Genomic DNA, 21,041 nt, shown 5'->3' on the forward strand with positions numbered 1-21,041 from the left:
CAGACATGAACGACGTTAAAACAGCCACGCTGAACGCAACCGCTACCCAGACCACCGATATGAGCCTTGTCAGCATTCTTGGTGCTGCCGCTTTGGGTCTGTCCCTGCTGTTCGCAGCCGGTTTCGCACAAGCCTCCGTAATGCATGATACCGCGCATGACCAACGTCATGCCATGGCGTTCCCCTGCCACTAATCACCACCAAAAAACATGTTTAAAAATTTGTTGACCAGCGCTGTGTTCGCTGGCGTAGCCGTCGGCGTGATTGCCGCCGTGCTACAATTCTGGTTGGTGACACCCTTACTGCTAGAGGGCGAGCTGTATGAAACGGGTGCCCGTGTGCACTTCTCAGTAGGCGGCTCCACCCAAAGTGACGCGGGGCATCCTGCGTTGTTTACCGACCCCATGCGTGACCTGATGAGCATCGGCTTTAACATGGTGACCTTCACGGCCTTCGCCCTGTTTCTTGCGATCGGCTTCGCCTTGACAGAACGCGGCGGCCATGAGGTGACCGCTCGCAAAGGTCTGATCTGGGGCATCGCAGCCTTCATCGCTGTGCAGCTTGCCCCTGCAATGGGCCTTCCGCCAGAGCTTCCAGGCACCGTTGCCGCAGATGTGGAACTCCGCCAGATCTGGTGGATTTGCACTGTGCTTGCCACCGCTGTCGGGCTTGGTCTGATTGCCTTTGGCTCAACTCTGGCTGGTATTGGCGGGGCAGCCCTCATCGTCTCGCCGCACATCGTCGGCGCACCACATCTGGACACCTATTTCGGCGTGGCAGCTCCCGAGTTGTCCGCTCATTTTGCCACGGCCTCTTTGGGGACTTCGGCGGTTGCGTGGGCCTTGTTAGGCCTGTTCACCGCCACCCTCTGGGTCAAATTCAAGGACTCCTGACATGCAAAAGATCCCCGCCACCGTCGTCACCGGCTTCCTAGGTGCCGGTAAGACAACCCTGATCCGGCACATGCTGGAGAACGCCAACGGCAAGCGCATCGCCTTGATCATCAACGAGTTTGGCGATCTTGGCGTCGATGGCGACATCCTCAAAGGCTGTGGCGACGAGACCTGCACCGAGGATGACATCATGGAGCTGTCCAACGGCTGCATCTGCTGCACCGTGGCCGACGACTTCATCCCCACGATGCAAAAGCTGCTGGCCCGCGAGAATCTGCCCGATCACATCGTGATCGAAACCTCCGGCCTCGCCCTGCCGCAACCCTTGATCCGCGCCTTCAACTGGCCTGAAATCTCGACCAAGGTGACCGTCGATGGCGTGATCACCGTGGTCGATGGCAAAGCCGTCTCCGAAGGCCGTTTCGCCCATAACGTCGCCGCCGTGGATGCCCAGCGCAAGCTGGACGAAAACCTTGATCACGAAACGCCTCTGTCAGAGCTGTTCGAAGACCAAATCGCCTGCGCCGACATGATCGTGGTCAACAAATCCGACCTGTTGGGCGACACCGAAACGGACGCGTTGGTCGCGACCTTGAAGGCAGACAGCCGCGATGGCGTCCAAGTCGTGCGCACCTCCATGGGCAAGCTTCCCGTTGATGTGTTGCTCGGCCAAGGCATCGGCGCAGAAGATGATCTGGACGCCCGCCACGAGGTGCATCACCTCCACCATGATCACGACGACGATCACCACCACGACGACCATCATCACGAACACAGCCATGACGAATTCCAGTCCTTCGTCGTCACCCGTGGCGAAATCACAGACCCGAAGGCGTTCGCCGAACAAGTGGCCAACGTGATCCGCACCCATGACATATTGCGCCTGAAAGGCTTCGCCGCCGTTGAGGGCAAACCTATGCGCCTGACGCTTCAGGCTGTTGGTCCGCGGGTAGATACCTATTTCGACCGCCCCTTCGGCAGCACCGCCCGTGAAACGCGGCTGGTGGTTATCGGCCAAGCCGGTCTGGACCACGCGACCATAGAGGCCGCGTTGCAAGCATGATCGTTGAGCGCGGAGATCCCCGTGACCCGCAGGTCACCGCGCTCTTGCAAGCCAGCCACGCGCTGATGGAAAGCCTGTTCCCGCCCGAAGAAAACAACTACCTGTCCATCGATGCTCTCTGCGCGCCGGAGGTGCATTTCTTCGTGGCCCGTGACGGTGAAACGCTCTTGGGCTGCGGCGCGGTCAAGCACATGGGCACCTATGGAGAACTGAAATCCATGTTCACCGCTGGGGCCGCCCGCGGCAAAGGCGCGGCATCCGCCATCCTCGATCACATCGTCAAACATACCCGCGCACTGGGCTTAACCGCACTCAAGCTCGAAACCGGCAAGGGCCTCGACGCCGCCCACAGGCTTTACGCCAAGCACGGCTTTACACCCTGCGGACCTTTTGGCGACTATGAGGCCAACAAGACCAGCCTGTTCATGGAGAAGCCGCTCTAGGTTTCATCTTGGCCAAAATATTCCCGCCGGAGGCATCCTCCGCCAGCCATAAGGCGCTGACATGCACCTACTCGCCGCGACCCCCGGATCGATAGACAACGGCCAAGAGCCGGTTGATTTGGGCCAAACGCCTGCCGAAATCGTGGTGATTTCCGCCGCGGATACCGAGCTGGCTGCCCTCTCCGCCGCGCGCGGCGAAATGGCGGCCCCACCCAGCCTGCGCCTCGCTTCCATGATGCACCTGATCCACCCGATGTCGGTGGACCTGCATATCGAGGCCTGCGCGACCAAGTCCAAGCTGGTCATTGCCCGCGTTCTGGGCGGTGTGGGCTATTGGAAATACGGCGCAGAGCAATACGCGGCGCATCTTCACGATGCAGGCGTCCCTCTGGCGCTGCTGCCCGGCGACGACAAACCCGACGCCGAACTGCGCGGATTGTCCACAGTTTCAGACGAAGACTATGACGCGCTCTGGGCCTATCTCGTCGAAGGCGGACCTGCTAATGCGGAAAACTTCCTCGGCTATGCCCAAGCGATGGTCGCCGGAACCGAGCGACCCTCCCCCGCATCCCCCTTGTTGAGGGCAGGGGTCTATTGGCCGGGGTCGGGGATCTCCGACCTCGCCGCCGCGAAAGGCGCATGGACCGATGGCGCGCCTGTCGTGCCATTGATCTTCTACCGCGCCCTCGTCCAAGGCGCAGGCCTGAACCCCGTCAACCGCTTGGTGAAGTCGCTCTTGCGCGCGGGCCTGAACCCGTTGCCAATCTTCGTGGCCTCCCTGAAAGACCCGATCAGTCTGGCCACGCTGGAGCACCTGCTGACGCAAGCTCCGCCCGAGGTAATCCTGAACGCCACATCCTTCGCCACCGGCTCCCCGCATCAAGGCGACGCAGAGGCCTTCAACCCGCTGGCAGCACATTTCACCAACAAGGCCCCGGTCTTTCAGGTCATCTTCTCCAGCTCGACCGAGGCCGCGTGGGCCGATGGACTCACCGGCCTGTCCGGCCGCGACATCGCGATGAACGTCGCCCTGCCCGAGGTCGACGGCCGCATCCTGTCCCGCGCCGTCAGTTTCAAGGACGAGGCCTATTTCGACGAGGCCACCGAATGTCCTATCGCTACCTACCGCGCCCGCGGCGACCGCATCCAGTTCGTGGCCGACCTTGCCGCCAACTGGGCCAAGCTGCGCCGTGCTAAAACCGAAGACCGCAAGGTCGCGCTGATCCTCGCGAACTACCCCAACAAGGACGGGCGGCTGGCCAACGGCGTCGGCCTCGACACCCCCGCCGCGACCTCCCATGTGCTGAAGCTGCTGGGGGATGAAGGCTACCACGTCGCCAACCCGCCCCCCGACAGCGACGCCCTGATGAAGGCGATGATGGCAGGCCCCACCAACTGGCTGACCGACCGCCATGTGCGCACCGGTGGCGTTGATCTGTCGCTTGCCGATTACCAACGCGATTACGCGCAACTGCCCTACGCCCTGCGCCAGCAGATCGAGGACCGCTGGGGCGCGCCGGAAACCGACCCGTTCTATACCGCAGGCGAGGTCGATTGCGGGCGCTTCGCCCTGTCGGTGCTACACTACGGAAATGTGGTCGTCGGGTTGCAACCTGCCCGTGGCTACAACATTGACCCGACCGAAACCTACCACTCGCCCGACCTCGTGCCGCCGCATAACTACCTCGCCTTCTACTTCTGGCTGCGTCACGAATTCGGCGCGCACGCGATCGTCCACATGGGCAAGCACGGCAACCTTGAATGGCTGCCCGGCAAGGCGCTCGCCCTGTCCGAGGAATGCTGGCCGGAGGCCGTGTTTGGCCCCACGCCGCACGTGTACCCGTTCATCGTAAACGACCCCGGCGAAGGCACCCAAGCCAAGCGCCGTGCGCAAGCGGTTATCATCGACCACCTGACCCCGCCCATGACGCGGGCGGAAACCTACGGGCCGCTAAAAGACCTCGAAGCCTTGGTCGACGAATACTACGAGGCCGCAGGCGTTGACCCCCGCCGCATCGCGCATCTGCGCCGCGAAATCCTGTCCATGACCTCCGCCACAGGGCTGTCCGAAGATGTCGGCTTTTCCGGTGACGAGGATGGCGATCTGGCCAAGCTCGATTCCTATCTCTGCGAATTGAAAGAGGCGCAAATCCGCGACGGGTTGCACATCTTCGGGGTCTCGCCCGAGGGCGTTCAGGCCCGCGATCTGACCATCGCCCTGACCCGCGCTGCCCGCGGCGATGGCACAGGCGCGGACGCATCATTGATCCGTGCCTTGGCGGATGATTTGGAGCTGGATTTCGACCCGCTCTCGGCTGATCTGGCGAAGCCCTGGACCGGCCCCCGCCCAGAGGTTTTATCGGGTGATAAATGGCGCAGCACTGGCGACACGGTGGAACGCTTGGAGGAATTGGCGATCCGCTTGATGGACAGCGAAACGCCCCCCGGCCCCGCCAGTGCCACGGTGATGGAGCATATCCGAACCCAGGTGCAACCAACCGTCGCCGCCTGTGGGCCCATGGAAGGGGCGGGCCTTCTCAGCGCCCTCAAGGGGCACTTCGTCGCCCCGGCGCCCTCCGGCGCCCCAACCCGCGGGCGGATGGATGTGTTGCCAACGGGGCGCAACTTTTTCTCCGTCGACAGCCGTGCCGTCCCAACGCCAACCGCTTGGGCCTTGGGGTGGAAATCCGCGAACCTGCTGATCGAAAAACACCTGCAAACCCACGGCGACTGGCCCCGCGCCTTGCTGCTGAACGCATGGGGTACGGCCAACATGCGCACCGGCGGCGACGACATCGCGCAGGCGCTGGCGCTGATGGGCTGCAAGCCGAAATGGGACGCCGCCAACCGTCGCGTGACCGGCTTCGAAATTCTGCCCATGGGTGTGTTGGGCCGCCCGCGCGTCGACGTCACTCTGCGCGTGTCCGGCTTCTTCCGCGACGCCTTCCCGCAACTAATCGCCTTGGTCGACAGCGCTGCCCGCGCGGTCATGGAACTGGACGAGCCGGAGGCCGACAACCCAGCTGCCGCCCGTTTCCGCGACGAAGGCACGACCCACCGCGTTTTCGGCTCCAAGCCCGGTGCCTATGGGGCAGGCTTGCAGGCGATGATCGACGAGCGGCTCTGGGCGGACAAATCCGATCTCGCCGAGGCCTATCTGGAATGGGGCAGTTACGCTTATGGCAAGGACGCCGAAGGCACCCGTGATCGCGCAAGCTTTGAGGCGCGTCTGCGCCAAGCCGAAGCGGTTGTCCAAAACCAGGACAACCGCGAGCACGATTTGCTGGACAGCGACGACTACTACCAGTTCGAAGGCGGCGCGGCGGCGGCCATCGAAACCCTCCAAGGTCGCGCGCGACCCGTCTACCATAATGACCACTCGCGCCCCGAACGCCCAGTCATCCGAACCTTGGAGGACGAAATCGGCCGCGTCGTGCGCTCCCGCGTGGTGAACCCTAAATGGATCGAAGGGGTGAAACGTCACGGCTATAAAGGCGCGTTCGAGATGGCCGCGACGCTCGACTACCTGTTCGCCTTCGCCGCGACCACGGGGGCCGCAAAGTCCCATCATTTCGATTTGGTGCATCAGGCCTATCTGGAGGATGACGACACCCGCGAGTTCATCGCAGAGCATAACCCAGCAGCATTGCGCGAAATGGCAGAACGGCTGACCGAAGCTATCGAGCGGGGGCTGTGGACGCCCAAATCAAACTCTGCACGTGCCTTGATTGACCGGCTGCTGTGAGCACCCCCCTAGGACAACGGCAGCCTAGCACAGGATATCCGCTTGAATGACAGCCACATCGCCCCGAACGGAACTCCGGACGACATGGCAGCCGGTAACACGCTCAATGGCAGTGGTCCCGGCTGCGAACACTTCACGGGCCTTGGGTTTAAGGGCAATGTTGGAGCGATACGCCTCGGCATGCCCGCCCCTGAATTTCACGTCAAATGAATACGCCCCGACGGTCGCAGCCCCCTTGGAGCCGCCCATCGCGCCGACGCCGGGCGCCGCGCAGGCCGAAAGAAGAGGCAAAAGAACACAAAGCAACAAGCGCATGACCAAGTCCCGTTATTGGCGGAAAAAGGCCATCCTAGGCCCTGCATGATTAACAATCCCTTACCGCCTTTAGGCTTGCATCAGGCAGGCCAGTCCAACAGGCTACCCGCAACCCAATTCCGGAGCGCATCATGACCAACGAGACCCCAGACGATCTAACCCGCCACGCCACCAAAATGGCCAAGAAAAAGGCCGCGCGCGACAAGATCATGGCGACCAAGACTGACAAGCGCGGGCTGATCATCGTGCATACCGGCAAGGGCAAGGGCAAAAGCTCCGCCGCATTCGGGATGATCTTCCGCTGTATCGCCCATGACATGAAATGCGCCGTGGTGCAGTTCATTAAGGGCGGCATGAGCACCGGCGAGCGCGATCTGATCTTGGGAAAATTCTCGGACATCTGCGAATTCCACACCATGGGCGAAGGCTTCACATGGGAGACGCAGGACAAATCCCGCGACATCGAAATGGCGCAGGCGGCTTGGGCGAAAGCCAAAGAGCTGATCCGGGATCCATCGAACCACATGGTGCTACTGGACGAGATCAACATCGCGCTGCGCTATGACTACATCGACATTAATGAGGTGGTCACCTTCCTCGCAGAAGAAAAGCCCGACATGACCCATGTGGTTCTGACAGGTCGCAACGCGAAGGACGAGTTGATCGAATTGGCCGATCTTGTGACCGAGATGGAACTGATCAAGCATCCCTTCCGCTCCGGTATCAAGGCGCAGATCGGCGTGGAATACTAACCGGATATTAAGGTTAACACGCGCGGCGCGTGACAGAAGTCATGTTTCATCTTGGCCCAAATATTCCCGCCGGAGGCACCCGGACTTTCAAACGACACCTTGGCTGACAGGGTAAAGCCTCCGGCGGGAATATTTTAACCAAGATGAAACCAGAATCGCGCTCACTGTCGGGGCGGTACAGGGTGGAAACCCGATGGCCGCCCAAGGTGAAGCCTCGGTTTGAGTGTCTTCGACTGCTTCAGGGGGACCACGTGCGCCCCCTGAAGGACACTCATTTACGGTGTTGTTCGCCCAGCGCGCGGGTCTCTGACAGGGTCATGCCAGTTGACAGAACCTCGTCATCCAGTTGCAACTCGATCACAGACAGAACACCGGCATTCTGCGCAACCTCAAACGCCGCTGCAAAATCTTCGGTGCGGGTCACCGTCTGCCCCGTTCCGCCATAAGCGCGGGCCAAGGCGGCGAAATCGGGGTTGGCGATCATCGTGCCGGACACCCGCCCCGGATAGGTTTTTTCCTGATGCATCCGGATCGTGCCGTATTTGCCGTTATTGACCACGATCACGATCACCGCTGCTCCATGCTGGATAGCGGTCGACATCTCGTTGCAGGTCATCTGGAAGCAGCCGTCTCCGGCAAAGCAGATAACCGTGCGGTCCGGGTACTCCAGCTTGGCGGCGATCGACGCTGGGAAGCCGTATCCCATTGACCCGGAGGTCGGGGCTACTTGCGTCTTGTAGTTCCGGAACCGGTGATAGCGGTGGACGAATGCTGCGTAATTTCCAGCTCCGTTGGTCAGAATTGCGTCCTGCGGCAAGTGGTCTGCCAACCATAAGACGACCTGCTCCATTTTAACGGGGCCGGGCGTCTGCTTGGGCTCCTGCCACGCCTCATACTCGGCCCGCGCCTGCGCCCGCCAATCGGCCCAATCGCCCGCTTGCGGGCCAGCATCCGCAAGCGCCGCGACCAGCGCCGCACTGTCGCAGGCCAGCGCCAAGTCCGGTGCATACACATGGCCCGGCGCGTCCGGGCAGGGATGTGAATGGATCAGGGTCTTGCCATGATCCGCCGGGTCCAGCAGCGCGTAGCCATTTGTCAGAATGTCCCCAACCCGCGCGCCGATCACCAGCAGCAAGTCCGCGGCTTGCAGTCGCTTCGCCAGCGCCGGATTCATACCTACACCCAGATCACCCACGTAGTTCGGGCTGTCATTGTTCAGGTAATCCTGCCGCCGGAATGGAACCGCGACGGGCAAATCCATGCGACCCGCAAAGCGCTCCAGATCAGCGGCGGCCTGCGCCGACCACCCTGGCCCGCCGGCAATTACCAAGGGGCGCTTTGCCTGCCCCAGCATGTCGATGACCCGCGCAACATCGCCCGCCGACGGCATCGCGCGGGCCACCTGAACTTCGGGGCGATCGGCCACGTCTGCCACCGCCGACAACATATCCTCGGGCAGCGCCAAAACCACCGGCCCCGGACGGCCCGACTGCGCAATCTGGAACGCGCGGGAGATATATTCCGGCAGCCGTTCGGTTTGATCAACCTCGGCAACCCATTTGACCAACCCGCCAAAAAACTGGCGGTAGTCGACCTCTTGGAACGCCTCGCGGTCGCGATGATCCCGCGCGATTTGCCCGACGAACAGCACCATCGGCGTGCTGTCCTGCATGGCAACATGCAGCCCCGACGACGCGTTGGTCGCCCCCGGCCCGCGGGTCACGAAGGCCACGCCGGGGCGCCCTGTCAGCTTCCCATGCGCCTCCGCCATCATCGACGCGCCACCCTCCTGCCGGCACACCACATTCTGGATGCCGCTTTCATAAAGCCCGTCCAACGCCGCCAGAAAACTCTCGCCCGGGACGGAGAACACCCGCGTCACGCCCTGAATTTTCAACTGGTCCGCAAGAATTGCGCCGCCATGTCTGATCGCCATTGGAACCTCCGTGTCATTTGCGCGTAGTCTTTCGACAGGTAAGCACTATTTGCAACGGCAATCCCATAACGAAAGAGAGCGATGAATGAATTTACTCTGCATCTCCGGATCGCTTCGCAGCGACAGCTTCAACAGAAAACTCATCCGTGAAGCTGCCCGTCTTGGCAACGCTGCAAGCTTCATCGAGGCAGACTTGCGGGTCCCGCTCTATGACGGTGATCTAGAGGCTGCCAGCGGCATCCCCGAGAGTGTCCAAACCCTTGCCGGTCAAATCAAGGATGCCGATGCCGTCGTCATCTCCACTCCCGAATACAACAAGGGCATCTCGGGCGTTCTGAAAAACGCGCTCGACTGGGTCAGCCGGACGGAAAGCAACCCGTGGCTCGGCAAGCCGGTCGCGATCATGTCGGCCACTGCAGGCCGCGCAGGCGGGGAGCGGACGCAGTTCAACCTAAGACTCTGCATGGTGGCGTTTCGACCGCGCATTCTGCAAGGGCCGGAGGTTCTGGTCGGCGGCGCGTCAAACGAGTTTGATAACGCCGGAAGGCTAACCAACGACCTATACGTCAAAACCCTGACGCAGTTGATGGCAGACCTCGCGGCGGAGGTGAGCGGTCAGGCCTGAGCGTCCTGGGGCAGATACACAGAGATTTCGATCAAGTTGCCGTCCGGATCACGAATATAGACGGACTGGATCGGCCCTTGCGCCCCGCTCCGCGCCACCGGCCCCTCCTCGATGTCGACACCCGCATTGTCCAGATGCCGCGCCCAACTTTCCAACGGCCCGTCAGTCAGCAAACACAAATCCGCGCTGCCCGGCATGGGGCAGCGGCCATGCGGGCGGAATTCGGCCCCGGCCACGTGAAGGTTGATTTTCTGCTGCCCGAACAGCAGGGCTGTCCGTGTGGAGCCGTCCGCAGGTTGGAATTCCTGCACCTCCATCCCAAGAACATCGCGATAGAACGCGACGGTCTTCCCGATGTCGCGCACCGTCAGCACCAAATGGTCGAGCCCGGTCAGTTTTGGGGTCATTACACGCTTGCCTTTCGCCGTTCGAGCGGAGGATGATATGCCCATGACCCAAGATCAAGACCGCACCGTTCGTGACGACATTCTGGACCCCGCGCGCCTCTCGGCCCTTGCGGCGACGCTTGGTCTGTCGGGCGAGGCAATACGCCCGTTCTGGCACCAGATATACTTCTGGGATGCGCAACCCGGCAGCAAACTTGGCGTGGATGGCCATCCCAAAACCGGCGCGCTCATCCCCGACATGGGGCTGCCGCGCCGCATGTGGGCGGGTGGCAGGCTCCGGTTCCACACAACCCCGAAACTGAGTCAGACCGCCAGAAAATCCACCACATTGCTAAACGCAAACCGTAAGCAAGGTCGCACCGGCGCGCTTGGGCTTGTCACTTTGCACCACGAGATATCCCAAGACGGCACCCTCCTCGTCTCGGAAGAGCAGGACCTGATCTACCGCGAGGCTGATGCCAGATCCGGCACCCCACCGCACGCAGCAACGGACGAGACCGAAGTCAGATCGCACAACTTCACCACCACCGAGTTGTTTCGCTATTCCGCACTCACCTTCAATGGCCACCGCATCCACTACGACCGCGACTACGCGCGAAACGTCGAGGGCTATGACGGTCTCGTCGTGCACGGACCACTTCTGGCGCAATACTTGATGATCATGGCGGAAGATTTGCTTGGCGGCCTCTCCGCCTTCGACTTCCGCGCAACCGCGCCCTTGCTGGACCACCAACCGGTCATCTTTTGCGCCAAACCCGTGGACGGGGGCCTTACCCTATGGGCAAGGGCGGAAGACGGGCGTCAATGCATGACCGCAACCGCAAGCTAGGGCTACAGGCAACCTGCGGCCTGAAACTCCGGCGGGATATGGTCGACACCCTCCAGCACCAAATCCGCCATCACCTCCGCCACTTTGGGCGCAACGCCAAAGCCGATCTTGAACCCCCCGTTGGCAACGAAAGCCCCGTCCTCGAACGGATGCGCGCCCAGCATCGGCGCACGTGACCGCGCACGGGGGCGTACTCCGGCCCAGCGCGCGATGATCTTCGCCCCGCCAAGCAGCGGCACGCCCGCCACCGCCCGCGCGAGGACGTCATCAAGCTGCGCATCGGTAGACGCGGGCGCCTCGAAGTAACGCTCCGACGTAGATCCAACGGCCACCGTGCCATCGGCATGCGGCACTACGTGCAATCCGTCGAAATACAGCTGGGGCAGATCACGCGCCTCATGCGCTAGCAGAACCGCTTGGCCCTTCACCCCGTTGCCCACCTGACGCGTGTGCTGCGCGGTCATGGCCGCCAGTCCCTCCACGCCTGTGGCATGGACCACTGCGCCCTCTACAGCACCGTCACGCACGATCTCTCCGCCGGACGCCTCGATTGCCCCCGCCAAAGCAAAACAAGCCTGACGCGGATGCACCCGCGCGGATAGCGTATCGAAAATCACCTGACCCGTCGGGCTGGCGGGCGACCAAGCACCCTGCGCGCGGTCCACACGCCACTCCGCAGCATCCCCCCATAGCACCCGCGCGCTTTCGGCGCGCTGGTTGGCCAACGCAAGACCTGCCGCGTCCAGAACGGGTTGCACCCGCCCAAGCCTGCCATACCCTGCAGTCATCCCCGAGGCGTCCTCGACCTCTGCCCAGAACCGGCCAGCCATAAGCAGGCTTTCCAACTGGAATTGCTTCTTGTCATTCCAGTTCTCCGGCGTGTGCGGCGCCAATGCCCCGACGATCCCGCCCGACGATCCCGCCGCGACCCCGTTCGGGTCAATGACCCGCACGCGCGCGCCGCGCTGCACGCAGACCCATGCAATCGACAGGCCGAACGCACCCGCCCCCAGCACCGTTACTTCTGCTCTGGACAAGGTTGTCCCCTTTACTCAGTGTCGCCCTGCGGGAACCTAAGGCAAAGCGGCATGAGCGACCAGACAGCACAACTCGAATGGCGCGACGGCACAATCCCCGTGTCCATCAGGTTCGACGATCCCTATTTCTCGCTTGCCGGTGGGCTGGACGAAACCCGCCACGTCTTCCTCGCAGGAAACGATTTGCCAAACCGCTACCGCGACGGCTTCCATATCGCGGAGCTTGGCTTCGGCACCGGCCTGTCCATGCTGACCGCATTGCAAGCCTTCGACCATGGCACGCTACATTTCACCAGTTTCGAGGCCTACCCCATGGCCCGCACCGACATCGAAGCCGCCCTAAAGGCCTTCCCGGACCTTGACCCCGCGCCCCTGCTGGACCATTGGCCCGCAACCTCGATCCGCACCGACCGCCTGCATGCCGACATCATCATCGGCGACGCGCGGGAAACCCTGCCAAGCTGGACTGGCAAAGCCGATGCGTGGTTCCTCGACGGCTTTTCACCCGCTAAAAACCCCGAACTCTGGTCCCCCGAATTGATGCTTGAGGTCGGCACACACACGGCCCCAAACGGCACATTCGCCACCTACACCGCCGCAGGCCATGTGCGCCGCAGCCTCACCGATGCGGGCTTCGACGTGGAGCGCGTGCAAGGCTTCGGGCGCAAACGTCATATGAGCGTCGGGCGCCTGAGATGAGCGGCAACGACACCAAACGCGGCATCATGCTGATGTCGCTGACCATGCTGATCTTCGCCTCGCAAGACGGCATCTCCCGCTATCTGGCGGGCGAATACAACGTGCTGATGGTGGTGATGATCCGCTACTGGTTCTTCGCCGCCTTCGTGCTGACCGTCTCGGCAAAACGTGCAGGCTCCATCGCCAACGCCGCCCGCACCAAGCAACCCGTTTTGCAAATTTTTCGCGGTGTGCTTCTTGCGCTGGAAGTCTGCATCCTCGTCGCCGCATTCACCTTGCTGGGCCTGATCGAGAGCATGGCGATCTTCATCTCCTACCCGCTCATCGTCGCGGCCCTGTCCGGCCCTATTCTGGGGGAACAGGTCGGCCTCTATCGTTGGACCGCGATTGGCATCGGCTTCATCGGGGTTCTGGTCATCCTGCAACCCGGCGGGGGCGTGTTCAGCCCCTACGCGCTGCTGGCGGTTGTGTCGGCGATGATGTTCGCGCTCTACACCCTGCTCACCCGCTATGTGGCCCGCAAGGATACCGCCGCGACCAGTTTCTTCTGGACGGGGGTCGCTGGCGCCGTGGCGATTTCGGCAATCGGCATCTGGTTCTGGGAACCCATGGCACGCGGCGACTGGCTCTGGATGCTGGCACTGTGCATATCCGGCGCCACCGGCCACTACCTGCTGATCAAAACCTACGAGGTGGCCGAGGCCTCCGCCGTGCAGCCCTTCGCCTACCTGCAACTGGTGTTCGTCTCGGTGATCGGGCTGTTCGTGTTCAACGAGGACCTGCGCACCAATGTGGTCGTCGGCGCGGGTCTGGTGATCGCGGCAGGGATTTTCACTCTGTGGCGGGCGCGCCGCGCTACTGCTTGAGTTGGTCGCTCAGCTTGATGTCGTCCACCTTGCCGTTCAACCGCGCACGGTACGGGGCGAAACTTTCCGTCACCCGCATCACGTAGTTTCGGGTCTCGCGGAACGGAATGCCCTCGATCCAGTCCACCACATCCACATCTGACCCGCGCGGGTCGCCAAACATCGCGGGCCAGCGCTCCGCCCGACTTGGGCCGGCATTGTAGCCGATCGACATCAGGACGGGATTGGCCCCGAACCGCTCCGACAAGGACCGCAGATATGCCGTGCCAAGCCGTGCATTGTAGGTGGGGTCGTCCGTCAGGCGGGACCGCTCATAATCCTCGCCAATCTCGCCTGCCACTTCCTGCGCCGTGCCGGGCATCAACTGCATCAAGCCGCGCGCGCCAGCGCCGCTCACCACTGACGGGTCGAACTCGCTTTCACGCCGCGCGATGGACAGGGCGAACTCCTCCGGTATCTCCATTTTGATACCCTTTGGCACCGATAACGGGAAATAGCCGTGATAAATCTCGTAGCCTTGCCGCGCCGCCTGTTTGGCTAGCATCAACGCGATATGCGGCTCGTCCCATTCAAGCGCCATGTCAATCATCTGGCCAATGCCGTCACGTGTCTGGCTCTCGGCAAGATGCACCAAAAACCGCTCCGACAGGCTTAGCAGCCCCGCCAGATGCAAGGTAACCGCCGCGTCATAGACCGAGGACTTGGTGAATTCGCCCGTGCGCCAGTCCGGAAACTCTTCCGCACCTGTCATCTTCGGGTCACGCGGGACGCCCCCACGCTCCGCCGCCAACTGACCATAGAATGACGACTGGTAAAGCGCTCCGAACTCATACGCCGCCTTGGCCAGTTCCGCGTTCCCGTCCGCCTCATAGGCCCGCCCCAGCCAGTATCCGGCACGGCCTAGGGAAATCGGTGTCTCCACCGCTTCCTGAAAGCTATTGAAATGCACAAGCGCTTGCTTCGGCGCGTTCAGCTTCCGCAGCGCAATGAACCCCGACAGCCATTCCAGATCGGCATAGGCCGACCCCGCCGTCAGAAAGTGTTGGGACGCGATGGCATAGGCCTCCGCATGTTTTCCGTCGCGCATAAGCTGGCGCGCAATCGAGCGCCGCCTGTCCGCCCATTCAATCGGTCGCCCAAGGTCTTGCACCGACAACGACCGCTGCAACAAAACTTCAACCGCCCCCTCGGTCCGGCCCTTCCGCGCCCGCCACAAGAACCGCTCATAGGCAAGCCCTGCATCCTCTGCCAAGGTCGCGGGCACGGCTTCGATCATGTTGTCGACACCGCGATCCAGCCCCCGCAGTCCAAGGCGCGCCACCGCCAGCTTCGCCCAGTCCTCGGACACCAGATTGAACATCCGGCGCGCGGCTTTCTCCTCGCCGCGCCACAGCAGCAGGTCAAGCCGGACCGTGTGCAAATCCTTCAGGTGGTCGCCATGGCGCTCGATAAACGCGTCATGCTCGACCTGTGCGAGGTTGAACACCTGCCACGCCCGACGCGCCTCCTGAACGGCTTCATCTTTCCGGCCCGATGCGTTCAGCGCCTCGATCAGGCGCAGCGATCCGGTGCCCGTTTGCGGGATCGTGGCGGCAAAGAAATCCAGCACCAGCTGTGGGGCAACACCGCTTCTGGGGATGGAATATTCGCACCGCAAGCGCAGCAAAGGAAGTCCGGGCCAGTCGCTGTTGCGGCTCAAAAAGTCGACGCATTCGCTAAAGCTGCCCTGCCGTCCGCGCATCCGCATCCAGTCCAGAACCTCGCGCGAGACCGGATCAGAGAGTCCGGCCCGCAACTCCGCCGCCTTGTCCCAGTCGCGGGATCCGGCGGCTTCAATCGCTTTGGCCAAAGGAGGCGCGTCTTGTGCCGCCACGCCGCCCACACAGCCCATCCAGACCGCCAGAACAGCACCACAAAACCGTGTAATCACAACCAACCTTTCGCGCGACTCATCCCCATTAGGTAGGCGCGTATCCGCCCCTTGCAACTCACTAAGATGGCATCTGCCCCCTTGCAGCGACGTTCCGCCAACGGTATCGGAGCAAAGAGACATCTTAATCAAAGGAGAACGTGTCATGTTCAAAGGCTCAATGCCCGCACTGGTCACGCCGTTCAAAAACGGCTCGGTGGATTTTGACGCGCTCAAACACTTGGTTGAGTGGCATATAGAACAAGGCTCCAACGGCCTCGTTCCCGTAGGCACCACCGGCGAAAGCCCGACCCTGACCCATGCCGAGCATGACGCCGTGGTCGACGCCGTGGTCCAAACCGCCGCTGGCCGCATTCCTGTCATCGCAGGCGCGGGCTCCAACAACACGGTCGAAACCGTGCGCTTGGTCGAGCACGCCAAAAAAGCCGGTGCTGATGCCGCATTGGTGGTCACGCCCTATTACAACAAGCCCACCCAGCGCGGCCTGATCGCGCATTTCGAGGCCGCCGCCGCCGTGGGTCTGCCGATCATCATCTACAACATCCCGCCCCGCTCCGTCGTCGACATGACGCCGGAAACCATGGGCAAGCTGGCGAAGAACCCGAACATCATCGGCGTCAAGGACGCGACCGGCGATCTGTCCCGCGTCCCGCAACAGCGCATGACCTGCGGCACCGACTTCATCCAGTTGTCCGGCGAGGACGCAACCGCCCTTGGCTACAACGCCCATGGCGGCGTCGGCTGCATCTCGGTCACCGCCAACGTCGCGCCGAAGCTCTGCGCCGAGTTCCAAGCCAGCACGCTGAACGGCGACTATGCGACCGCGCTGACCCAGCTCGACCGCCTGATGCCGCTCCATAAGGCGATTTTCACCGAACCGGGCGTTGCAGGGGCCAAATACGGATTGTCTCTCTTGGGCAAATGCTCTGACGAGGTGCGCTCCCCGCTGACCAAGCTGGAAGAGGGCACCCGCCTGATGATCAAAGACGCGATGATCCACGCAGGGCTGATCAATTAGGATCAGGTATGCTTGAGCAGACGCTTACGCGTATCGAAAAAGACATGCGCGAGGCCCCCGACAAGGGCCTCGTCGCGAACTACATCCCCGAACTGGCCGGTGTCGATCCGAACCAGTTTGCCATGTCGATCTGTCTGGCCGACGGCCAGCAGATCAGCTGCGGCGATTCAACCACCGATTTCTCCCTGCAAAGCGTGTCCAAGGCGTTCACGCTGGCCATGGCGCTCGGCCGTTTCGGTAACGGCCTCTGGAAGCGTGTCGGGCGGGAGCCGACCAGCAACGCCTTTAATTCCGTGGTTGATCTGGAACTCGCAGGCGGCAGGCCGCCCAACCCCTTCGTCAACGCGGGTGCCATCGTCGTCACCGACGCGCTTCTCGCCGGTCGCAGCCCGAAAGAGACGCTGGCCGAAATCGTGCAATTCGTGAAGGCCGCCATCGGGGACGAGAAAATCTACATCAACCACGAAATGGCGCGCTCCGAGAACATCACCGGCCACCGCAACTGGTCACTGGCACATTTCCTGAAATCCGCCGACAATCTGGAGCATGAGTGCGACCTGACCCTCGGCACCTATTTCCACCAATGCGCCATCGAGGTGAACTGCCAGCAACTCGCCCGCGCAGGCCGCTTTCTGGCGGGTCTCAGCAGCGATGACGACATGATCGCCAAGCGCCATGTGTGCAGCATCAACGCGCTGATGATGACCTGCGGCCATTACAACGGATCGGGCGAATTCGCCTACCGCGTGGGCTTCCCCGGCAAAAGCGGCGTCAGCGGCGGCATTCTGGCCATCGTGCCCGGTACCGCCTCCATCGCGGTCTGGGCGCCGGGGCTCAACAGTTTCGGCAATTCCATGCTGGGCACCATCGCGCTGGAGCAGCTGTCCCGCACGATGGGCTGGTCGGTGTTCGAGTCCACCTGACCAAACGCCTCTTGGGATTGACCCCAAGACCCGCCCTCCCTACCTAAAGAGCACTATGGCAAATAAACCCAAATCAGCTGAAGAGCGGAACTACAAAGTCGTGTCGGAAAACCGCCGCGCGCGCTTTGACTATGCGATCGAGGATGACCTCGAATGTGGCATCATGCTCGAAGGCTCCGAGGTCAAATCCCTTCGTACCGGCCAAGCCCAGATCGCGGAAAGCTACGCCGCCGTGGAGGAGGGCGAGCTGTGGTTGGTGAACAGCTATATCCCCCCCTACGCGCAGGCCAAAACCTTCCAGCACGAGGAACGCCGCCGCCGCAAGTTGTTGGTGAAGCAAAAAGAGCTGGCCAAGCTCTGGTCCGCCACCCAGCGCGAGGGCATGACGCTGGTCCCGATGGTGCTCTACTTTAACCACAAGGGCCGCGCCAAAATCAAAATCGGCATCGCCAAGGGCAAGAAGCTACACGACAAACGCGAAACCTCCGCCAAACGCGACTGGCAACGCTCCAAGGCGCGGCTGATGAAGGAAAACCGCTAGAGGCGGGGCTCGGGGTAAATGTCGGCTTTGAGTCCACTTTGACCGATGCTGCGCCGACGACGAATGTCTGCTTTAGGAATTTTCTAGCTTAGATTATCAGAGAAGTTGCTTCCGAATAAAGGTCATCAAAGCTGGATATCACACGATCTGGCGCGAGCGTCTTGACGTGGACATCTGAATACCCGAAATCAACCGCCACCACTGGAATACCAGCATTCTGAGCGGCGAGTATGTCAGTTATCGTGTCCCCGACCATCACGGCTAGATCAGTACGTCCACCAGCTAATTCAATCGTTCGGGTTAGGTGCCTTGGGTCTGGTTTCTTAAATTCAAAACTATCAACCCCTGTCACAGCCACGAAATGAGGAGCGATGTTCAGCTCGTCTAGCAGCTTCGTTGCCTGTTTAATTGGTTTGTTCGTACAAACGGCGAGCAGCCATCCATTGACTTGAAATGCTTCAAGAGAACCACGAATACCGGGGTAGAGCACCGTATCAACTGCGATGTTCCGATCATAGTCCTCAACCGTTTCTGCAAACAACTCTTCCAGTTTACTTTGCTCAAGGTGGCAGCCGCTCAAGGCAAAGGCATGTTTGATCATCGCTCTTAACCCACCATGCCCAGTCAAGTATGCAATGTCTGACGGGTTGAATGGAGCCAACCCCCGTCTTTCAATTGTTCGATTAAGTGCTGCAACTAAATCGTGGATGCTGTCGGCAAGCGTACCATCAAGGTCAAAGACAATGGTTGATTGAGTTGTCACCAGACCCATCATGAACTGATTTATTAAGTCGGTGCCTCAATAGGGGTTGTTGGCCTGTTTTGCCATAGCAGACGCCCAATGGGCCTATGCGGAGGTCGGCTTAGTCCCGCATGGCCGCCGTCTGACCAGAAAAATCACGCTGCGGTGCGGAGAATGACCGGAAAGAGCCCAATTTGCTTATTGCTGCAAATTGCACGAATGGCAATTGAGGTTCGCTTTGCTGACCTTGGCGAAGGTCAGCAAAGGCTACATCAAGACCTTACCAGTGACATCCAACGCTGGCGGGCAGCTCAAGCAAGGTGAACATAGATCGCCGAAAATTTGGACATCGTTCGGACGGCCGCAACACGAGACTTTGCAGGTCATTGCAAAGAACTATTCGTGGTTGCTACTTTTTGTCTCCGCCATCAAAAGCCGACAATAACCCAAACATGCTTGCGCCTACCGCGGATCCCAAACCGATGGTGCCGGTCATAGTAGCTAAGCCAAGCCAACCTACCGCCGATCCAATCAAGAACCCAATAAGTGCGCCAGTCGTCGGGCTCATAGCGGGTTCCTATCTCTTGGGTCGTGACTTCGGCAAAACACATTGCATGTTGCAGGTTCTGATGGGTTGAACCGATCAGAACCTGCGTAGCCGGACTGGTGTGCCACAAGCACACTTCGCAAAAGGCTAGGTGACGCCATCAAGTCACTAAAAACCTGCGGCTGTTGTGGCAAGGCTTTGATTTCGAGCATCAACTCTTGCCTGAACTGCAGCACAGGCTTGGATATTCCCTTCCAAACAGGCGGCATCCAGTTGTTGGCTCGCTGCAATTTCCGCAGGAGAGTCGCAGGCGCTCAGTCCGAGCACAGCAAGAATTACGTATCTTTTCATTGTCGATCTTTCTTTCTTTTCGGTTCCGTACTGGTCGAAACCGTGCGGATTGTGGAGAAGGCCATTGGCGACGCGAAAAGGACGCGAAGTCGTAACCTCAGTTGGATTGATTGTTCGTGAGTGGTGGTTTGGTTCGTCCTGATCAGTCTTGACGGATCAGATGTCGTTCCGCTGAGCAGTAATGTCGTCCATCCCATCACGATGAGACACATTTCTTCGATAACTTGTGGGTGTTTGGCCGGTATGCCGTTTGAAAGCATTGTAGAAAGAAGATCGCGCGTTGAAACCGACATCGTATGTGATGTTCAAGACGGATTCGTTTGTTGTTGCGAGCAAGGTTTTGGCCTCGACGATCCGGTAGCTGTTTACAAAGTCGAAGAAACTTTCACCGATCACCTCGTTCAGTGTTTGAGAGATATAATTTGACGACGCACCTATGTGATTCGCCAAAGCCCAGAGCGACAGGTTGGCATCTCGGTGCAAGTGGTCCGCTTCCATGGCGTTACGAAGTTTGCGGCTCAAACGCTCAGATACTTCCGAACTCAAAGCCGATTTCTCGTACTTCCCGGCCGACTGCGCGTTGGGTGGCGCGCGGTCATCGTCATCATCGGGTGCCAAAGGAGGGCGTTGGCGTATCCCCCAGAGCGTTAATGCGCTGACGAGAACGAAGCCGACGAGGCTTCCCAAAATGTTGATCGAGGAAGTAGCTTCTTCGAACCCTAGGGCACCGAGCGACAAAAGTGTCGTCGCAAGCCAGAATGAGAAGCCCAATACGCCTATGGTGTATATCCAACGCAACTCGTATTTTTCCGTGCTGGAGTAGTAGTCACGCAACTTGAGCCGGAACCTAGAAAGGCGACGCAATATAGAGGCGAGGTAAAAGGCGATTTGCGGTAAGACGGCGAGTTGGATCAGTCCCACAATGAAGGCAAGTGTTATCGCCCATGCAGAGTCTAGCACTGGATCATTTGAGAAAAGTGTTTCGCGCACGTTTGCGGGGGACGTCAGGACGACTATCGCGACGACCACGGACACGGCTGGCAAAGCAAAGTGTAGCGCGAGCCGGGTTGGCTTTTGTTGTTCTGAAGACGTCAGGAGGACGACGTAGAGCCAAAACAGCGGGGCAAGCAAAAAGGAACTGGGCCAAGTGACCACATCCGCGACAGTTTCATAGCTGCTCGGTAAAGATGCCAAGATTTTGGCAAAGGATTCTGGAAGATTGTTCACCGCAATGGCCGCCAAGAATATCGCAAAACTCCTGCTGACGCGCGAAGGACGCGTTTGCATCAGACAAAATGCAGCGCCGAATATTGCGATTGCGAAGGACCCAAGGGCAGTCATCTCGATTAGGACATTTTCCATAATTCTACTCTCCTCAG

The 21,041-nt window shown here is 60.6% G+C and carries 22 protein-coding genes; 14 read left to right on the forward strand and 8 right to left on the reverse strand.

The window, feature by feature from the left end:
• Positions 1-5: 5 nt before the first annotated feature.
• The 5 genes from BUB72_RS11420 to cobN all read left to right on the forward strand — a co-directional run bounded on the left by BUB72_RS11420 (position 6) and on the right by cobN (position 6,144).
• Positions 6-194 carry a CbtB domain-containing protein gene (locus tag BUB72_RS11420; RefSeq protein WP_073143844.1) on the forward strand — a complete coding sequence of 63 codons (189 nt, stop codon included), beginning with the start codon at positions 6-8 and terminating at the stop codon, positions 192-194.
• A 15-nt stretch (positions 195-209) separates the two neighbouring features.
• The gene (locus tag BUB72_RS11425) at positions 210-893 is read left to right on the forward strand and encodes a CbtA family protein (protein WP_073143845.1); all 684 of its coding nucleotides are present in this window, start codon (positions 210-212) and stop codon (positions 891-893) included.
• A 1-nt stretch (position 894) separates the two neighbouring features.
• Positions 895-1,956, forward strand: a complete 1,062-nt coding sequence (gene cobW, locus BUB72_RS11430) for a cobalamin biosynthesis protein CobW (RefSeq protein ID WP_073143846.1) — start codon at positions 895-897, stop codon at positions 1,954-1,956.
• On the forward strand, positions 1,953-2,399 hold the full coding sequence (locus BUB72_RS11435) for a GNAT family N-acetyltransferase (protein ID WP_073143847.1): 447 nt from the start codon (positions 1,953-1,955) through the stop codon (positions 2,397-2,399). The genes cobW and BUB72_RS11435 overlap by 4 nt, the downstream gene beginning before the upstream one ends.
• Positions 2,400-2,460: 61 nt before the next feature.
• The gene (gene cobN / locus BUB72_RS11440; RefSeq protein WP_073143848.1) at positions 2,461-6,144 is read left to right on the forward strand and encodes a cobaltochelatase subunit CobN; all 3,684 of its coding nucleotides are present in this window, start codon (positions 2,461-2,463) and stop codon (positions 6,142-6,144) included.
• A gap of 24 nt (positions 6,145-6,168) precedes the next feature.
• On the opposite strand, the gene BUB72_RS11445 is transcribed toward cobN, so the two are convergent.
• Positions 6,169-6,459: a hypothetical protein gene (locus BUB72_RS11445; protein WP_073143849.1), complete on the reverse strand. Its 291-nt coding sequence runs from the start codon at positions 6,457-6,459 to the stop codon at positions 6,169-6,171.
• 131 nt (positions 6,460-6,590) lie between these two features.
• Between BUB72_RS11445 and cobO the strand changes: the two genes are divergently transcribed.
• Positions 6,591-7,211, forward strand: coding sequence for a cob(I)yrinic acid a,c-diamide adenosyltransferase (gene cobO / locus BUB72_RS11450; RefSeq protein ID WP_073143850.1), 621 nt, complete (start codon positions 6,591-6,593; stop codon positions 7,209-7,211).
• A 271-nt stretch (positions 7,212-7,482) separates the two neighbouring features.
• Here cobO and BUB72_RS11455 read toward each other — a convergent pair whose 3' ends face one another.
• Positions 7,483-9,147, reverse strand: a complete 1,665-nt coding sequence (locus BUB72_RS11455) for a thiamine pyrophosphate-binding protein (protein ID WP_073143851.1) — start codon at positions 9,145-9,147, stop codon at positions 7,483-7,485.
• A gap of 85 nt (positions 9,148-9,232) precedes the next feature.
• Between BUB72_RS11455 and BUB72_RS11460 the strand changes: the two genes are divergently transcribed.
• Positions 9,233-9,772 carry an NADPH-dependent FMN reductase gene (locus BUB72_RS11460; RefSeq protein WP_073143852.1) on the forward strand — a complete coding sequence of 180 codons (540 nt, stop codon included), beginning with the start codon at positions 9,233-9,235 and terminating at the stop codon, positions 9,770-9,772.
• Here BUB72_RS11460 and BUB72_RS11465 read toward each other — a convergent pair.
• Positions 9,763-10,179, reverse strand: coding sequence for a VOC family protein (locus BUB72_RS11465; protein WP_073143853.1), 417 nt, complete (start codon positions 10,177-10,179; stop codon positions 9,763-9,765). The two genes, BUB72_RS11460 and BUB72_RS11465, sit on opposite strands and share 10 nt — an antisense overlap.
• A 43-nt stretch (positions 10,180-10,222) precedes the next feature.
• Here BUB72_RS11465 and BUB72_RS11470 point away from each other — a divergent pair, with 43 nt between their 5' ends.
• Entirely contained in the window at positions 10,223-11,008 is a 786-nt protein-coding gene (locus BUB72_RS11470; RefSeq protein ID WP_083588659.1) for an HTD2 family dehydratase, read from the forward strand.
• Positions 11,009-11,010: 2 nt separating this feature from the next.
• Here the strand turns inward: BUB72_RS11470 and BUB72_RS11475 are convergent, their stop codons facing one another.
• Entirely contained in the window at positions 11,011-12,045 is a 1,035-nt protein-coding gene (locus BUB72_RS11475; RefSeq protein ID WP_073143855.1) for an NAD(P)/FAD-dependent oxidoreductase, read from the reverse strand.
• Positions 12,046-12,096: 51 nt separating this feature from the next.
• Here BUB72_RS11475 and mnmC2 point away from each other — a divergent pair, with 51 nt between their 5' ends.
• Positions 12,097-12,744, forward strand: coding sequence for a tRNA (5-methylaminomethyl-2-thiouridine)(34)-methyltransferase MnmC2 (gene mnmC2, locus BUB72_RS11480; RefSeq protein WP_073143856.1), 648 nt, complete (start codon positions 12,097-12,099; stop codon positions 12,742-12,744).
• Positions 12,741-13,610, forward strand: a complete 870-nt coding sequence (locus BUB72_RS11485; protein WP_073143857.1) for a DMT family transporter — start codon at positions 12,741-12,743, stop codon at positions 13,608-13,610. The genes mnmC2 and BUB72_RS11485 overlap by 4 nt, the downstream gene beginning before the upstream one ends.
• Here the strand turns inward: BUB72_RS11485 and BUB72_RS11490 are convergent.
• A complete protein-coding gene (locus BUB72_RS11490; RefSeq protein ID WP_175549155.1) occupies positions 13,600-15,540 on the reverse strand; it encodes a lytic transglycosylase domain-containing protein in 1,941 nt (646 codons plus the stop codon). The genes BUB72_RS11485 and BUB72_RS11490 overlap by 11 nt on opposite strands.
• Before the next feature lie 145 nt (positions 15,541-15,685).
• On the opposite strand from BUB72_RS11490, the gene dapA reads away from it, so the two are divergent.
• Genes dapA through smpB form a run of 3 tightly spaced genes read left to right on the forward strand, consistent with a single transcriptional unit; the run spans position 15,686 to position 18,022 of the window.
• Positions 15,686-16,558, forward strand: a complete 873-nt coding sequence (dapA, locus tag BUB72_RS11495; protein ID WP_073143862.1) for a 4-hydroxy-tetrahydrodipicolinate synthase — start codon at positions 15,686-15,688, stop codon at positions 16,556-16,558.
• An 8-nt stretch (positions 16,559-16,566) separates the two neighbouring features.
• Positions 16,567-17,481 carry a glutaminase gene (locus BUB72_RS11500; protein ID WP_073143865.1) on the forward strand — a complete coding sequence of 305 codons (915 nt, stop codon included), beginning with the start codon at positions 16,567-16,569 and terminating at the stop codon, positions 17,479-17,481.
• Positions 17,482-17,536: 55 nt separating this feature from the next.
• Complete coding sequence (gene smpB, locus BUB72_RS11505) at positions 17,537-18,022, forward strand: SsrA-binding protein SmpB (protein ID WP_073143867.1); 486 nt, start codon at positions 17,537-17,539, stop codon at positions 18,020-18,022.
• A gap of 88 nt (positions 18,023-18,110) precedes the next feature.
• Here smpB and BUB72_RS11510 read toward each other — a convergent pair whose 3' ends face one another.
• Positions 18,111-18,797 carry an HAD-IA family hydrolase gene (locus tag BUB72_RS11510; RefSeq protein ID WP_073143869.1) on the reverse strand — a complete coding sequence of 229 codons (687 nt, stop codon included), beginning with the start codon at positions 18,795-18,797 and terminating at the stop codon, positions 18,111-18,113.
• A 214-nt stretch (positions 18,798-19,011) separates the two neighbouring features.
• Between BUB72_RS11510 and BUB72_RS18970 the strand changes: the two genes are divergently transcribed.
• Positions 19,012-19,209 carry a hypothetical protein gene (locus BUB72_RS18970; RefSeq protein WP_217653855.1) on the forward strand — a complete coding sequence of 66 codons (198 nt, stop codon included), beginning with the start codon at positions 19,012-19,014 and terminating at the stop codon, positions 19,207-19,209.
• A gap of 270 nt (positions 19,210-19,479) precedes the next feature.
• On the opposite strand, the gene BUB72_RS18630 is transcribed toward BUB72_RS18970, so the two are convergent.
• Entirely contained in the window at positions 19,480-19,662 is a 183-nt protein-coding gene (locus BUB72_RS18630; RefSeq protein ID WP_139250665.1) for a hypothetical protein, read from the reverse strand.
• Between the two features lie 156 nt (positions 19,663-19,818).
• Complete coding sequence (locus tag BUB72_RS11520) at positions 19,819-21,024, reverse strand: helix-turn-helix domain-containing protein (RefSeq protein WP_073143871.1); 1,206 nt, start codon at positions 21,022-21,024, stop codon at positions 19,819-19,821.
• Positions 21,025-21,041 lie beyond the last annotated feature (17 nt).

The organism is Litoreibacter ascidiaceicola (assembly GCF_900129235.1).
Classification (GTDB): Bacteria; Pseudomonadota; Alphaproteobacteria; order Rhodobacterales; family Rhodobacteraceae; genus Litoreibacter; species Litoreibacter ascidiaceicola.

Bases quoted from the DNA above. Each gene is read 5' to 3' on its own strand.
- BUB72_RS11420 (WP_073143844.1), top strand. From the start codon at position 6: ATGAACGACGTTAAAACAGCCACGCTGAACGCAACCGCTACCCAGACC.
- BUB72_RS11425 (WP_073143845.1), top strand. From the start codon at position 210: ATGTTTAAAAATTTGTTGACCAGCGCTGTGTTCGCTGGCGTAGCCGTC.
- cobW (WP_073143846.1), top strand. From the start codon at position 895: ATGCAAAAGATCCCCGCCACCGTCGTCACCGGCTTCCTAGGTGCCGGT.
- BUB72_RS11435 (WP_073143847.1), top strand. From the start codon at position 1,953: ATGATCGTTGAGCGCGGAGATCCCCGTGACCCGCAGGTCACCGCGCTC.
- cobN (WP_073143848.1), top strand. From the start codon at position 2,461: ATGCACCTACTCGCCGCGACCCCCGGATCGATAGACAACGGCCAAGAG.
- BUB72_RS11445 (WP_073143849.1), bottom strand. From the start codon at position 6,459: ATGCGCTTGTTGCTTTGTGTTCTTTTGCCTCTTCTTTCGGCCTGCGCG.
- cobO (WP_073143850.1), top strand. From the start codon at position 6,591: ATGACCAACGAGACCCCAGACGATCTAACCCGCCACGCCACCAAAATG.
- BUB72_RS11455 (WP_073143851.1), bottom strand. From the start codon at position 9,147: ATGGCGATCAGACATGGCGGCGCAATTCTTGCGGACCAGTTGAAAATT.
- BUB72_RS11460 (WP_073143852.1), top strand. From the start codon at position 9,233: ATGAATTTACTCTGCATCTCCGGATCGCTTCGCAGCGACAGCTTCAAC.
- BUB72_RS11465 (WP_073143853.1), bottom strand. From the start codon at position 10,179: ATGACCCCAAAACTGACCGGGCTCGACCATTTGGTGCTGACGGTGCGC.
- BUB72_RS11470 (WP_083588659.1), top strand. From the start codon at position 10,223: ATGACCCAAGATCAAGACCGCACCGTTCGTGACGACATTCTGGACCCC.
- mnmC2 (WP_073143856.1), top strand. From the start codon at position 12,097: ATGAGCGACCAGACAGCACAACTCGAATGGCGCGACGGCACAATCCCC.
- BUB72_RS11485 (WP_073143857.1), top strand. From the start codon at position 12,741: ATGAGCGGCAACGACACCAAACGCGGCATCATGCTGATGTCGCTGACC.
- dapA (WP_073143862.1), top strand. From the start codon at position 15,686: ATGTTCAAAGGCTCAATGCCCGCACTGGTCACGCCGTTCAAAAACGGC.
- BUB72_RS11500 (WP_073143865.1), top strand. From the start codon at position 16,567: ATGCTTGAGCAGACGCTTACGCGTATCGAAAAAGACATGCGCGAGGCC.
- smpB (WP_073143867.1), top strand. From the start codon at position 17,537: ATGGCAAATAAACCCAAATCAGCTGAAGAGCGGAACTACAAAGTCGTG.
- BUB72_RS11510 (WP_073143869.1), bottom strand. From the start codon at position 18,797: ATGATGGGTCTGGTGACAACTCAATCAACCATTGTCTTTGACCTTGAT.
- BUB72_RS18630 (WP_139250665.1), bottom strand. From the start codon at position 19,662: ATGAAAAGATACGTAATTCTTGCTGTGCTCGGACTGAGCGCCTGCGAC.
- BUB72_RS11520 (WP_073143871.1), bottom strand. From the start codon at position 21,024: ATGGAAAATGTCCTAATCGAGATGACTGCCCTTGGGTCCTTCGCAATC.